General features: G+C 61.6%; 15 protein-coding genes. 5 read left to right on the forward strand and 10 right to left on the reverse strand.

Annotation, left to right across the window (positions count from 1 at the left end; genetic code table 11):
• Window positions 1-20 precede the first annotated feature (20 nt).
• Window positions 21-227: a hypothetical protein gene (locus AC1DYO_RS24660; RefSeq protein ID WP_477267062.1), complete on the reverse strand. Its 207-nt coding sequence runs from the start codon at window positions 225-227 to the stop codon at window positions 21-23.
• A gap of 168 nt (window positions 228-395) precedes the next feature.
• On the opposite strand from AC1DYO_RS24660, the gene AC1DYO_RS24665 reads away from it, so the two are divergent.
• The gene (locus AC1DYO_RS24665; RefSeq protein ID WP_477267063.1) at window positions 396-1904 is read left to right on the forward strand and encodes a winged helix-turn-helix domain-containing tetratricopeptide repeat protein; all 1509 of its coding nucleotides are present in this window, start codon (window positions 396-398) and stop codon (window positions 1902-1904) included.
• 76 nt (window positions 1905-1980) lie between these two features.
• Here the strand turns inward: AC1DYO_RS24665 and AC1DYO_RS24670 are convergent, their stop codons facing one another.
• Window positions 1981-3261, reverse strand: coding sequence for an MFS transporter (locus AC1DYO_RS24670; RefSeq protein WP_477267064.1), 1281 nt, complete (start codon window positions 3259-3261; stop codon window positions 1981-1983).
• Window positions 3258-4004 carry an MBL fold metallo-hydrolase gene (locus tag AC1DYO_RS24675; protein ID WP_477267065.1) on the reverse strand — a complete coding sequence of 249 codons (747 nt, stop codon included), beginning with the start codon at window positions 4002-4004 and terminating at the stop codon, window positions 3258-3260. Before AC1DYO_RS24675 ends, AC1DYO_RS24670 begins: the two co-directional genes overlap by 4 nt.
• A 104-nt stretch (window positions 4005-4108) precedes the next feature.
• Here AC1DYO_RS24675 and AC1DYO_RS24680 point away from each other — a divergent pair, with 104 nt between their 5' ends.
• Together AC1DYO_RS24680 and AC1DYO_RS24685 are read left to right on the forward strand one after the other, a co-directional pair.
• Window positions 4109-4774, forward strand: coding sequence for an ArsR/SmtB family transcription factor (locus AC1DYO_RS24680; RefSeq protein WP_181056913.1), 666 nt, complete (start codon window positions 4109-4111; stop codon window positions 4772-4774).
• 21 nt (window positions 4775-4795) lie between these two features.
• Window positions 4796-5224, forward strand: a complete 429-nt coding sequence (locus AC1DYO_RS24685; RefSeq protein ID WP_477267066.1) for a rhodanese-like domain-containing protein — start codon at window positions 4796-4798, stop codon at window positions 5222-5224.
• Between the two features lie 170 nt (window positions 5225-5394).
• Here AC1DYO_RS24685 and AC1DYO_RS24690 read toward each other — a convergent pair whose 3' ends face one another.
• The 4 genes from AC1DYO_RS24690 to AC1DYO_RS24705 all read right to left on the reverse strand — a co-directional run bounded on the left by AC1DYO_RS24690 (window position 5395) and on the right by AC1DYO_RS24705 (window position 7875).
• The gene (locus AC1DYO_RS24690; protein ID WP_477267067.1) at window positions 5395-5583 is read right to left on the reverse strand and encodes a DUF1059 domain-containing protein; all 189 of its coding nucleotides are present in this window, start codon (window positions 5581-5583) and stop codon (window positions 5395-5397) included.
• Between the two features lie 184 nt (window positions 5584-5767).
• On the reverse strand, window positions 5768-6409 hold the full coding sequence (locus AC1DYO_RS24695; protein WP_477267068.1) for a class I SAM-dependent methyltransferase: 642 nt from the start codon (window positions 6407-6409) through the stop codon (window positions 5768-5770).
• Complete coding sequence (locus AC1DYO_RS24700) at window positions 6402-6611, reverse strand: hypothetical protein (RefSeq protein ID WP_477267069.1); 210 nt, start codon at window positions 6609-6611, stop codon at window positions 6402-6404. The genes AC1DYO_RS24695 and AC1DYO_RS24700 overlap by 8 nt, the downstream gene beginning before the upstream one ends.
• 175 nt (window positions 6612-6786) lie before the next feature.
• Window positions 6787-7875: a helix-turn-helix domain-containing protein gene (locus AC1DYO_RS24705; protein WP_477267070.1), complete on the reverse strand. Its 1089-nt coding sequence runs from the start codon at window positions 7873-7875 to the stop codon at window positions 6787-6789.
• 224 nt (window positions 7876-8099) lie between these two features.
• Here AC1DYO_RS24705 and AC1DYO_RS24710 point away from each other — a divergent pair, with 224 nt between their 5' ends.
• Window positions 8100-9560 (forward strand): winged helix-turn-helix domain-containing tetratricopeptide repeat protein, encoded by a 1461-nt coding sequence (locus tag AC1DYO_RS24710; RefSeq protein WP_477267071.1) that lies wholly within the window; start codon window positions 8100-8102, stop codon window positions 9558-9560.
• 143 nt (window positions 9561-9703) lie between these two features.
• Window positions 9704-10528, forward strand: a complete 825-nt coding sequence (mazG, locus tag AC1DYO_RS24715; protein WP_477267072.1) for a nucleoside triphosphate pyrophosphohydrolase — start codon at window positions 9704-9706, stop codon at window positions 10526-10528.
• Window positions 10529-10534: 6 nt separating this feature from the next.
• Here mazG and hflX read toward each other — a convergent pair whose 3' ends face one another.
• From hflX to AC1DYO_RS24730, 3 genes are all read right to left on the reverse strand, one after another.
• Window positions 10535-11926: a GTPase HflX gene (hflX, locus tag AC1DYO_RS24720; protein WP_477267073.1), complete on the reverse strand. Its 1392-nt coding sequence runs from the start codon at window positions 11924-11926 to the stop codon at window positions 10535-10537.
• Window positions 11927-12172, reverse strand: a complete 246-nt coding sequence (gene hfq / locus AC1DYO_RS24725; protein WP_006202172.1) for an RNA chaperone Hfq — start codon at window positions 12170-12172, stop codon at window positions 11927-11929.
• A gap of 145 nt (window positions 12173-12317) precedes the next feature.
• Entirely contained in the window at window positions 12318-13178 is an 861-nt protein-coding gene (locus tag AC1DYO_RS24730; RefSeq protein WP_477267074.1) for a D-amino-acid transaminase, read from the reverse strand.
• Window positions 13179-13211: the final 33 nt, after the last annotated feature.

Below are 13211 nucleotides of genomic sequence, written 5' to 3' on the forward strand. Positions count from 1 at the left end.
AATCCCAGGAAAGGTGGAGCTCACCAGTTGGGGTCCCGCCCCTCGAGATCATCATCCGGAATGACCTGCGGCTGGCGACGGCGACTGGTGTAGGGGGCCGCGTAGGCCATTGTCAGCGCTTCGGCCACCAAACTGAATATGGCGGCAAGCGATGCGCCGATTTCCGGCCACACAAAGCTGAGCCGCGACGGGTTGAGGCGGCGGATGAGGATGTGCACGTCAGTCATGGTGTCCTCCTGTGACGGTGAGAGTGACACCGGTTGCCGTTCAGGTCCTTGGCCCGGGCCTGAAGAGTCCTGAACAGCCCTGAAGTTCGCCTTCAAGGTGATCTTGGATTATCCTGCCCGCGAGGGGTGGGTTCTTGGCCAATGGATTTGGAGTTTGGGAACTATCGTTTGAAACGCGCCGAACGGCTGCTGCTGGCGCCTAACGGGCCGGTGGAGCTTTCGGGGCGGTCCTTCGACATCCTCTCCATGTTGCTGGAGCGGCCGGACGACGTGATCAGCAAGACCGAACTCTTCGATGCGGTCTGGCCCGGCCTGGTGGTGGAGGAGAACACGCTGCAGGTCCACATTTCGGCGCTGCGAAAACTGTTGCCCGCCGAAATGATCGTAACCGTGCATGGCCGCGGCTATAAATATGCAGGCCCGAGGCCCTTCGGGGCCTCCGCAGAAGCTCCTGTGCCGCCGAGACCGTCCATCGCCGTGCTTCCCTTCGACAACATGAGCGGCGATGCGGCGCAGGATATTTTCTGCGAAGGATTGGCGCTCAACATCGTCGCCAGCCTCGGGCGCTTTCACGAGTTGTTCGTCATCGACAGGTTTTCCACCCTGGCCTACCGGAACCGGCCGGTGACATCGGCTGAGGCTGCGCGTGAACTTTCGGTTCGCTACATTCTGGAGGGAAGTGTTCAGAAAGCTGGGGATCGCATCCGCGTCTCGGTCCAACTTGTCGACGGCGCCGAGAGCCGGCAGCTGTGGACCGAGACCTATGACCGGCAACTGACGGATATCTTCTCGGTCCAGGACGAAATCACCGGGACGATCATCGGCACGCTTGCGTCCGGCTATGGCGGCAGGCTCGGCAAGGCCTGGCGTGACCGAAGCAAGTCCGCCGGACTCGAGAGTTTCGTCGCCCTGGACCATCTCCAGCGCGCCATTGATGCCTGTCGTTTGACCAAGGAAGGAGAGAGCCTTGCAAGGGAACATCTGACCAGGGCAATCGAATGTGATCCGCGACTTGCCAAGGCCTATAGTAAAATGGCGATGAGTCACACGGTCGACGCCTGTTGCGGCTGGGCCGACGACCATGATGTTTCGATGGAACTGGCCCGCCAATGGGCAGTGGAGGCGATTGCCTGCGACGACGGCGATTCCTGGTCCTATTGGGCTTTCGCTAACTATCACTTGTATACATTGAATCATGGCGTGGCACTTGAGGCCTTCCGGAAAGCCCTCGAATGCAATCCCAACGACGCCGACGTGACGACCGACTACGCTCTTTGCCTGAGCTATGCAGGCAGGGCGGAAGAGGGCATCGAGTACGCGCGAAAGGCCATGCGCCTCAATCCGTTTCACTATGAATGGTACACTTCCCAACTGGGCCAGATCTATTTCGATGCCCGCCAATACGACAAGGCCATCGCCACCTTCGCCAGCCTGCACTCGCTTGATAGCGCCATCATGCGCATCTATCAGGCCGCCAGCTTCGCTGCCGCCGGGTACCAGCAGCAGGCCCAGAAATCGGTGAAGCGCGCTCTCGAACTCGATGCCGGCGCCACGCTGGAAAAATGGACCGATCCGAAGCTAGCGCCCTATGGTGATGCCGCGAACCTTGAGCATTTTCGCAAGAATCTCCGCAAGGCCGACCTCCCGGAGCGGGCCGTGTATGCGTCGCATCGCTAGAGTACCACCGGCAACGTTTCGGTGACGGCCGTAGCCGTGGCTAGGCATGGCGCGTCATTGAGGATGAAAACCGTATTCATGGCGCGGCCTTTCCGGCATCGGCGTTGACGAGCGGCGCGCCGGCGGGCCGCTCTTTCATCAGCGCGGCGACGATCACGCCCGAAACGAAGGTCAGACCCGCAATCGCAGCGATCGCCGAGGCCAGGCCGAAGAAATCGGCTATGAGGCCGGCCGAGAGCGCGCCGATTGCGTAGCCAAGATCGCGCCAGAAGCGGTAGACGCTCAGCGACCGGGCGCGCCACGAGGGATGCGAAGCGTCCGACACCGCCGCGATCAGGCTTGGATAAACCATGGCCGTGCCGAGCCCGAGCAGAACGCTCGCCAACAGCCACCAGCGAAAGTCACTCGTGAAAGCGGTCAGGAACAGCGCGGTCGCTTGCACCCACATGCCCGCTGCGATCAGGCCTTTGCGCCCCCAGCGATCACTTAAGGGGCCTGTAGCGACTTGCAATAGCCCCCACACCGCCGGATAGACGGCCTTCAGGATGCCAATGCGCTCAACGCCTAGGCCGTTGGCGGCGAAGAACAGAGGGAAGATGCCCCAGCTCATACCGTCATTAAGATTGTTGACCAGCCCAGCCTGACAGGCGGCGAACAAATTGCGGTCACGGAAGGTGGTGAGGACGAACACCTCGCGGAAGGAAATCGGCGAGACTTGCTTGACGTGGCCGGCCATCTCCGCCCGAACATGGGCCCGCGTGTCGCGCACCAGCACAAGCGAGAGGATGGTGCCAAGCAGGGCATATGCCACGCCGAGATAGATCGGCACCGGACGTAGACCGTATTGCCCGCCGAGATACCCGGTGAGAAAGGCCGTGACGCCAACTGCGAAATAGCCGGCGAACTCGTTGAGGCCGACCGCCATGCCCCGCCCTTTGGGCCCGACGAGATCAACTTTCATGATGACAGTCATCGACCACGCAAACCCTTGGCTGATGCCAAGCAATGCGTTTGCGGCGATGATCCAGCCCCAGCTCGGCGCCCAGATAATGATGAACGGCACCGGCAGCCCGAACAGCCAGCCGAGAATGAGCACGCGCTTGCGGCCCCATGTATCGGCGAGTTGCCCAGATATGAGATTGGCGAACGCCTTCACCACGCCAAAGCTGACGATGAAGGAGACGACCAGCGTCGTCGAAGCGATCCCGAATTCTTTCGAGCCGATCAGCGGTACGACGGTGCGCTCGATGCCGACCATCCCACCGACAAAGGCGTTGATCAGCACCAAGAGCGAAAACTGCTGCCAGTTGGCTTTGAGCCCGAGGGCAACATGCGGCGCAGCGCCGGCTTCGCTCACTGCGCGGCTCCGGCATTCAGCGCACGGGTGCGTGCCGCCTCTGGCGGTGGCGGAGGAATATCAGCCACCATGGCCGCGACGAATTCGTCCTCATCAGCGATGCGAAAAGCCTTGTTGAAACGCTTCTCAAAACCGATAGTCGATGTCGGCTTGCCGCTGAGCGAACGGCCGCATACCGACCCGGAAAAGGCGCCGGGCAATACCTCGACATGGTCGGGCAGGTCCTTGAGGCGCTGGGCGCTGGCAAACAGGGAGCGCGCGCCATCTTCTGCGCTTGAGGCAAGCTCGGTGCGGCCAAGATCGCCGACCATCAGCGTATGGCCGGTCAGCACGAACCAGGGTTCGACGGTGCGTGTGCGGTCGGTCACCAGCAATGCAATGTGCTCAGGCGTATGGCCGGGCGTGTGCATGATCTGCGCGGTGACATTGCCAAGTTCAAGCACCTCGCCGTCCTTGACCCGGTGGAAGTCGAAATCGGCGGCGGCGCTCTCATGCAGCACATATTCCGCGCCGGCGGCTTGCGCGAGGGCGCGGCCGGCCGAGACATGATCTGCATGGATATGCGTATCGATCACGTAGAGGATGCGCATGCCGGTCGCCTTGGCCGCATCGAGATAGGGCTGAACGTCGCCAACGGGATCAACGACCGCAGCGGATGCCTTGCCGCCGCAGCCAAAGAGGTAGGATACGGCCACGGGGTCGGAATGAAGAAACTGGCGCAGGATCATGGGGATGTCCTTCATGGGCCGCCATCAACGGCCCAGCGAAATGCGCCGAACCTTGACAGGGCGGTCGATGCGTGTCATTCAAAAACTATATTGAATGATCTAACGTTGACTCGAAGCTGATGTCAATCCGCAAACCGAAACAGGCGCTCTATGAGCAGTTCGCGATTGTAGCGAAGGCGCTCGGCAACCCTCAGCGGCTGGAGCTGATCGAACATCTGGCGCAGGGTGAACGCAGCGTTGACCTGCTGGCTACCAAGGTCGGGCTTCCGATCGCCAATGTCTCTCAGCACCTGCAGACCCTGCGCCGAGCTGGACTGGTCCAGGCCGAACGCGAGGGAAAATTCGTGAACTATCGGCTCGCCGACGACACCGTGCTGTCGCTGTTTGCGTCGATCCGCTCCGTCGCGGAGCGCCACCTCGCCGAGGTCGACCGTATCGTGCAGGGCTATTTCGAATCTCGCGACAGCATGGAGCCTGTAACCCGAGAGGGGCTGGCAGCTCGGATGCGCGACGGGCTAGTTACCGTGATTGACGTCCGCCCACCGGACGAGTTCGCGCTCGGTCACGTGCCGGGCGCGATCAATGTGCCGCTCACCGATCTTCAAGCGCGTCTCGCGGAAATCGACCCGGATCGCGAAATTGTTGCTTACTGCCGCGGACCTTGGTGCGTGATGTCATTTGAAGCCGTTGCGGCGCTTCGCAAATGCGGCTTCCAGGCTCGGCGTTTGGAAGACGGACTGCCGGAATGGAAAGCAGCGGGACTGCCTGTTGAGGTGACGATGTAGCGATCGCCCTGGGGGCTGCAAATGACAGTTGATGAAATGCTCAGTGAAGCTCGCGCCATGCTGACACCGCGCCTCTCGCGGGCCGCAGCCTATCAGGAAATGCAGCAAGGTGCAGTGCTTGTCGACATCCGCTACCTCGAGCAACGAGCCCGCGACGGCGAGATTCCTAGCGCGGCGATTATCAGCCGCAACGAATTTGAGTGGCGCTGCGATCCGAGCGCTCCGTGGCGCCACGAAATGATCAACAAAGACGACTACAAGCAGCGCATTCTAGTGCTCTGCAACCAAGGCTATCAGTCGAGTTTTGCTGCCGCGAACCTAGTGCGCATTGGTCTAAGCAACGTTACTGACGTCGAGGGTGGCATGCAGGGCTGGCTTTCAGACCGCCTCCCGGTATTGCCCTTCGAGACCTCCAGGATACGGGCACTCTTGGTGGCATCGGGCACTTAGTCCCGCAGTCCTTGCAAGGAAGCTGTCGCAACCAGTGAGCGCCTCGCTAGGCGGATTGCGCCCATCCTCTAGGCGTCGCCTAGAGTCCCAGAAACGTAGAGGAAGGACCCTTGGCATCCACGACTAAGAACTTGATGACATCAGCGTTCGCAGTTCCGGCGAAAGCGGGCCTAACTGGTTACAATCAGGTTTTTGAGTTGCTCCCGGTCATCCTGCGACCATTGTTTCGGGTCTTCACCGTGGGCGACCTCAGCGTGAAGTTCGACGTGCTTCATTACCTCTGACGCGCTCTCTGCCGTGAAGCTCGCCGGGCACGCTTCCATCCCCGGATAGTCCCTGCACCGATACGTGTACGGCATCGCTGCCTCCGTATATTAGAGAACGCTTTAGGAGAGCGAGCGAACACGAGTTTTGTCAATATGCCTTTCGAAGCCGTAGCACAGGGGGGTTGCGGTGCGGCGCTGGAAGACCGATTGCTGGAGTGGCGGGCAACGGGCTTCAGGTCGAGACGAATCCTTTGGTCACATCGCTGGTCGAATAGAGCTATCCGGGAAGCTCAGCGGCATTGGCTGACTTCGTGGCTAGGAGCAGCATCGGCCCTCCGCCGCGCTCACCCGTGTGATCCAAAATGAAGCCAGCGCCCACGAGCGCCGATGTCATATCTACAAATGCCGGGAAGCGGTACACGTCGGCCGGAAACGCCCGCACGGCAGTTTCGTCCTCATTCGTTCTGAAGACCAAAGCCAGGCGTCCGCCTGGCTTTAGAACCCGCGCGATCTCGCGAAGGGCGGCATCCAGGCCATTCCAGAAATAGACGACATGGACGCACAGCGCCTTGTCGAAGACGGCGTCGGCAAAGGGCAACGCACCGACCCCGGCGATGGAGACCTCGACCCGCTGTGCTTTGACGAGCTCGCGGTTTCGTAGCACCGCAATCTCGGCCATGAGTTCGGATGGATCGACGCCGACAACGTGCCCATTCGCGGCGTGCGCGGCCAGTGCGGCCAGGCTGCGCCCATGACCACAGCCGATGTCGAGGACATGATCGCTCTCTTCGATGCCCAGCGCCTCGATGGCGCGCTTGTTCTCTGTCCATGTCTCGCGCGACATGATGAAGGCGATGAGCCGCCCGAGCAGCCCTCTCGCATGGCGCGCTTGTTCGGCGATGAAGCGCGGCCTACGCATCGGTCGGCACCCGACGCTGCGCCAGCAGCACCACCGCTACATAGGCCGGGATGAAACCCAGCACGGTGGCCATGAAGCCGATAGTGAGCCGGTTTACCCCGGCGATGCAGCTTCCCGGAATAGCAATGCTGAGGCCGATCGCCAAGGTTGGCAGAACGGGCAGCAGCAGCGGCGCATAGACAAGTGCGCGAGAGGTAACCATGACAATCTCCGGCGGTGATCGTGTTGAGGCAAGGCGGACCGAACAGAGAGAATTCCGCCTAGAGCATTCCGGTGAGCAGAGATGACTCATGTTCGGGAAGTGGGCTCGCCGAATCCGAAATCCGACTAGCCGCATTCCAGAAACCAGCTGGCTGGTTCCGAAACGCTGTCTTGGATTAAGTCGCCGCGTCCGCAGTCGCTGATGGATCACCCTTCGCGCTCGCAAGCACCTGTGCGCGAAACGCCGTTGGCGTCAGGCCGGTCTGCGCCTTGAAGGCACGGTTGAAGGGACCCAACGACTGAAAACCGGCATCGAGTGCAATCGTGGAGATCGGCACTTCGCGCTGGTCAGGGTCCGCCAACGCCTGGGTGACCTCGGCGAGACGCCATTGGTTGAGATAGGCGGTGAAATTGCGGTGGCCGAGCTGCCGGTTGATCAGGCGCCGCAACTTGTATTCTGGAACGCCCACTCTCAGCGCAAGCGCTGCGATCGACAAATCTTCCGCGCGGTAGGCGCGCTCGCCGCGCATCAGCCGATCGAGTTTCGCAGCGATCTTGGCGTAACCTGACGGCGCCTGCATGTCCGGCAGGGATACCTCTGCCGGCTGCGGCCTGACGGGGCGTGCGAAAAGATCTGGATTGGCCTGCAACAGCGCGCCGATGGCAGCGAGGCTGAGCATGAGCAGAGCTGCGGCCGCAAGGGGCGAGAGCGCGCCGGCCGGCCGCCAGAGGAGTTCGGAAATCTGCACCGCAATTACGGCCACGGCATAGAGTGCCGCTGCCGCGAGGACCGGACCGCGCAGGCGCCGCCGTGTCTCGACCAGATCGTTGCGCCAACCCGCCACGATGACGAACAGCACATGCGCCATGAGTGCCGCTCCGAAAAGATTCTGCGCAAGCCATAAGGCCCTCGCTGCTCCGGGCGGCGTCACGGCCGCCAGTATCCCGAGGGCAAGCAAGCCGATTGCAGGAGCGAAGCGGTGGGCCTTAAGACGCTGGCGATCTTCGAAGAGTTCCGTTGCGAACGCCCAGAAAAGGCCCGCGCCCATAACGGACAGGGTCCATATCGGCGGCCGCGCCCAACCTAGCGACTGCTCCAAACCGGGAAGTTGGGTCAGTGTGTGTGACGCGGCGGCCAAGCAAAAGAGCACACCGGTAACGCGTGCCGGGGAATAGCTACCGCGGCCGACGACAATGGCGAGCCCGAGGAAAACGCCTGCGGCCGCGCCACGCGCCAGTACTTCGAGAATCTCCGCGTTTTCCATGTAGAGTGGAATAGCACGAGTCCGCCGCGTTGACGTTCGTTGGAAATTTCAGGATCCAGTGGAAAGCGCCATGGCGCGCTTGTTCGGCGATGAAGCTCGGCCTACCCATCGGTGGGCACCCGGCCCTGAACGGCTCCGACGTTCGCCTTCGGGACCCTCTTGGATTATCCTGCCCGCGAGGGGTGGGTTCTTGGCCAATGGATTTGGAGTTTGGGAACTATCGTTTGAAACGCGCCGAACGGCTGCTGCTGGCGCCTAACGGGCCGGTGGAGCTTTCGGGGCGGTCCTTCGAAATCCTCTCCATGTTGCTGGAGAGGCCGGACGACGTGATCAGCAAGACCGAACTCTTCGATGCGGTCTGGCCCGGCCTGGTGGTGGAGGAGAACACGCTGCAGGTCCACGTTTCGGCGCTGCGAAAACTGCTGCCCGCCGAAATGATCGTCACCGTGCATGGCCGTGGTTACAAATATGCGGGCCCCAAGCCCATCGCGGCTACGGCAGATGCCGCGGCGCCGACCAGGCCGTCCATTGCGGTTCTACCCTTTGACAATATGAGCGGCGACCCGGAGCAGGACTATTTCAGCGACGGGATAACGGAAGACATCATCGCCGAGCTTGGCAAGTTCCGGGAGTTCCTGGTTATCGCGCGGAACTCCTCCTTCCAGTTCCGCGGCAAGGCCAATGACGTGGCCGACGTAGCGACGAAACTTGGCATCCAGTATGTCGTCGATGGCAGCGTGCGAAAGATTGGCAACCGGGTCCGCATCACCGTGCAGCTGACAGACGCCGTCTCGTTGGCTCATATCTGGGGCGAGCATTACGACCGCCAGCTCGACGACATTTTCGCCATCCAGGACGAAATCACCCAGATGATTACAGCCCGCCTGGCCCGGCAGACCAGAACCGCGATTGCGTCACGCGCCAGGGCCCGGCCGACGGACAACATGTCGGCCTATGAGTTCTACTTGCGAGCCCTGCAACTGGCGGCCGTCTATGACGCCGCGCACGAAGCGGAACCGTTTCTGCGCCAGGCGGTAAAGCTCGATCCGCGGTTTGCTGCTGCCCACGCCATGCTCGGCGTTGTCGAGACCCTCAAGTTCTTCTGGGTCTACTACAATCCAGACTATCTGCATTCCGCACTGGAGATGGCAAAAACCGCGTTGCAGCTCGACCCAGACGAGGCGTATGGCCATGTCGCGACCGGCTTTGCTCTCTTGTACTTGCGCCAATTCAGGCAGGCTGAAATCAGTCTTGACCGTGCGGTTGCCCTCAATCCGAACGATCCGTTCATTCTTAGTTTCCGTGCGCTTTTCCTGAACTACACGGATAGGCCGGATGAGGCGCTTGTTGAGATAAACGAAGCCCAGCGCCGCGACCCATACGCTGTGGGATGGTATGAAGACTTTCGCGGCATCATACTGACCACGGCTGGACGATATCGCGATGCAACGGCCTGCTACGCGAAAATGGCTGCTGTACCGCGGTGGTCGCTCGTTCGTCTTATCGTCTGCCATTCCGAACTCGGCGAAATCAAGCAAGCGCAAGACACCCTGGCAAAAGTCAAGGCACACTATCCCGGACTCCGCCTTGACGAGATCGTTGATGCGGAAGTGGATTTCTATGAGGATCCGGCCGTGTGCAGCCGTTATCGCGCGATCCTGCAGCGCGTTGACAACGAAGCATAGACTTCACCACGGCCCGGCGGCGAGAAGTCCTGGTCAACCGACCTTCGCAGAGTGGCTGGTTCCGCGCCGCCACCTGTGGACAATCTCCCCTCGCCGGCCGACGGCATTGGCCGGCCGGCCGCATGCACGATAGCATCCCGGCCATGAAACCTTCGCAGGACATTTCCCGGCTGATCGAGATCATGGCAGCACTCAGGGCGCCGAAGACCGGCTGTCCCTGGGACATCGAGCAGGACTTCTCCACCATCGCGCCCTATACGATCGAGGAGGCCTATGAGGTGGCGGACGCCATTGCGCGCGGCAATCTCGACGATCTGCGCGACGAGCTTGGCGATCTCCTGCTGCAGGTCGTCTACCATGCGCAGATGGCTGAGGAGGCCGGCGACTTCGCCTTCAGCGATGTGGTTGAGGCCATCACCACCAAGATGATCCGCCGCCATCCGCATGTCTTCGGCGACGAAGAGGCGCGCAGTGCCGGCATGGCCAAGGGCATGTGGGAAAAGATCAAGGCGCAGGAGAAGGCTGAAAAGCGAAGCGCCCGCCTCGCCCGAGGCCTCGACCCGGAAGACAATGGCAAGGGGTTCCTGGACAGCGTGCCGGTTGCCCTGCCCGCTTTGACGCGAGCGTTGAAGCTGCAGGAAAAGGCTGCCCGCGTCGGCTTCGACTGGAGCGAGGCAGCCCCCATACTCGACAAGATCGAGGAAGAGATCGGCGAATTGCGCGAGGCGCTGGCCAAGGGCGAAACGGCCGAGATCAAGGACGAATTCGGCGACATGCTGTTTGCCGTCGTCAATCTGGGACGCCACCTCAAGCTCGATTCGGAAGCGGCCCTCGGCGGTACCAATGAAAAGTTCCGCTCGCGCTTCCACTATGTCGAGCGCGCGCTAGAGGCATCGGGAAGCACGCTTGAAAAAGCCACTCTGGACGAAATGGAAGCGCTCTGGCAGCAGGCCAAGGGCAAGACGTAAGCGGGCTTATGCCCTGTTTCTACGGTGCAATCGGCTTTCGATCTCTTGCCGGGCGGTTTGCGTCGCCTTGAGCGCAATGGTCGCGCTGCCATCCTCATTGTCTAACCGCGAAACGATGTCGCCGTTGCGGTAGAGCCAGTCGACGAGGCCGAACTGCGCCGGCTCGATCGTCACTGTCAGCTCTTCCAGCTCGCCCGACATCCTGGTCTCGATCAGCGCCTTCAGCGCATCGATCCCCTCGCCGGTGATGGCCGAGATGGCGATCGGCGGCGCCTTGTTGGCGTCGACGCCATCGGCAAGCAGGCGCTCCCGGTTGCCGTCGTCGAGCAGGTCGACCTTGTTCCACACCTCGATGACGCGCTTGGCATTGCCGGCATCGACGCCGAGGTCGGCCAGGATGCGTTCGACATCTTCGGCTTGCGCGGCGGTGTCCGGATCCGAAATATCACGAAGATGGATGACCAGGTCGGCCTCGACCACCTCTTCCAGCGTGGCGCGGAAGGCGGCGACCATATGCGTCGGCAGGTCGGAAATGAAGCCGACCGTATCCGACAGGATGATCGGCGTGCCGTGCGGCAGGCGCACCCGGCGCAGCGTCGGGTCGAGCGTGGCAAACAGCATGTCTTCGGCCAGCACATCTGCCCCGGTCAGCCGGTTGAACAGCGTCGACTTGCCGGCATTGGTGTAGCCGACGATCGCCACCACCGGGAACGGCACCTTCTTGCGCTTGGCGCGGTGGAGGTCGCGGGTGCGGCGCACGGTTTCCAGCTCGTGTTTGAGCTTGATGATCTTTTCCTGCAACTGCCGCCGGTCGGATTCGATCTGGGTTTCGCCGGGGCCGCCGAGGAAGCCGGCGCCGCCGCGCTGGCGTTCAAGGTGGGTCCAGCTCCGCACCAGGCGGCCCTTCTGGTAGTTGAGATGGGCAAGCTCGACCTGCAGCGTGCCTTCCTTGGTCCGCGCGCGCTCGCCGAAAATCTCCAGGATCAGCCCGGTGCGGTCGAGCACCTTGGCGTTGAATTCCTTCTCGAGATTGCGCTGCTGCACCGGCGTCAGCGGATGGTCGACGATGACCACCTCCGCGTGACCTTCTTTGACGATCTCGGCGAACTCCGCGACCTTGCCGCTGCCGAGCAAGGTTGCCGGGCGTGGATCGTTGACGGTCACAACCGCCGTGTGGATCAGATCGAGGTCGATGGCGCGGGCAAGGCCGACCGCTTCGTCGTGGCGCGCGTCGGCCGAACGCGTCAGGCGCGGACGATTTGTTTCGTCATCGTTGCGCTGGTGCCGGGTAAGCACCGGCACAATGACAACCGCCCGGGTCGGACCTTTGGCCTCCGTCCCGGGGTGATGCGCTGGTTTCCCGCGGACACTGCGGTCCGCGTCTTTCTCACGTGCCAATCAGGCGCCCTGGCTTTCCTCGCCATCGAACATCTGAACCGGCTGGCTCGGCATGATCGTGGAAATGGCATGCTTGTAGACGAGCTGGGAGTGGCCGTCACGGCGCAGCAGAACACAGAAATTGTCGAAGGAAGTGACCACGCCGGTCAGCTTGACGCCGTTGATGAGAAAGATGGTGAGTGGATTTTTGCTCTTGCGAACAGAATTCAGGAACAGGTCCTGAAGGTTTTGCGATCGTTCCGCCATTGTTCTTGTCTTTCGCCGATCCCCTTCGGTTTGCAGGCCAATGCGCCAAATTAGCGGGCACATGTCAAGCTTGCAAACACCCCCTTGCCGTCAGTAACGACAACCAGAACGAGATATATTGATGTGCAGTCCGTCTGTGCGGTTATCAGGCTGGACTTTTTTCCGCAACGTCAAAAAATGCTTGCCGCAATGAAAGTGTTACCGAACCCGGATGGCCATTGGCGACGGCGGCGCCGTCGATTGCCACCACCGGCATGGCAATTGTCGTTGCCGAACTGATGAAAGCTTCGCGCGCCGCCTTGGCCTCGGCGACCGAAAAACCCCGTTCCTCGATCTTCAAACCGAGCTTGGCCGCCACCTCGAACATGGTGGTGCGGGTGATGCCGCGCAGGATGCCGTGCTCGGCCGGGCGGGTCACCAGAACGCCGTCCCGGGTGACGATCCAGGCATTCGACGAACCGCCTTCCTTGACGTTACCGTCGGTGTCGACAAACCAGGCTTCCTGGGCGCCGGCTTCCTTGGCCTTCTGCTTGGCCAGCACATTGGGCAGCAGGCCGGTGCTCTTGATATCGACCCGGTCCCAGCGGTTTTCCGGCACGGTGATGACCTTGATCCCGGTCTCGGCCCGCTTGGCGGCCGCCGCCGGATCGGCTTTCCTCGCCGTAATGACCAGCGACGACAGCGTATCTTCCGGGAAAACGAAGTCGCGGCTGGCAACCCCGCGCGTCACCTGGACATAGACCAGGCCGTTGACGACGTAGTTCCGGCGCACGACCTCACGCAGCAGAAGCGGCAGCACGCCCTTGGTGACCGGCCAGTCGATCGAGAGTTCGGTGAGCGAACGGTTCAGCCGGGCAAGATGGCGCGGCATGTCGACGATATAGCCTTGCGCCACCTCGCAGACCTCATAGACGCCGTCGGCGAACTGATAGCCGCGATCCTCGATATGCACAGCAGCGTCGGCATGGGCGACATAGCGCCCGTTCACATAGGCAATGCGCGGCATGGGTGATCCCTCAGAAAAGTCCCGCTATTCCTA

This window comes from Mesorhizobium sp. P2_F5, assembly GCF_056403715.1.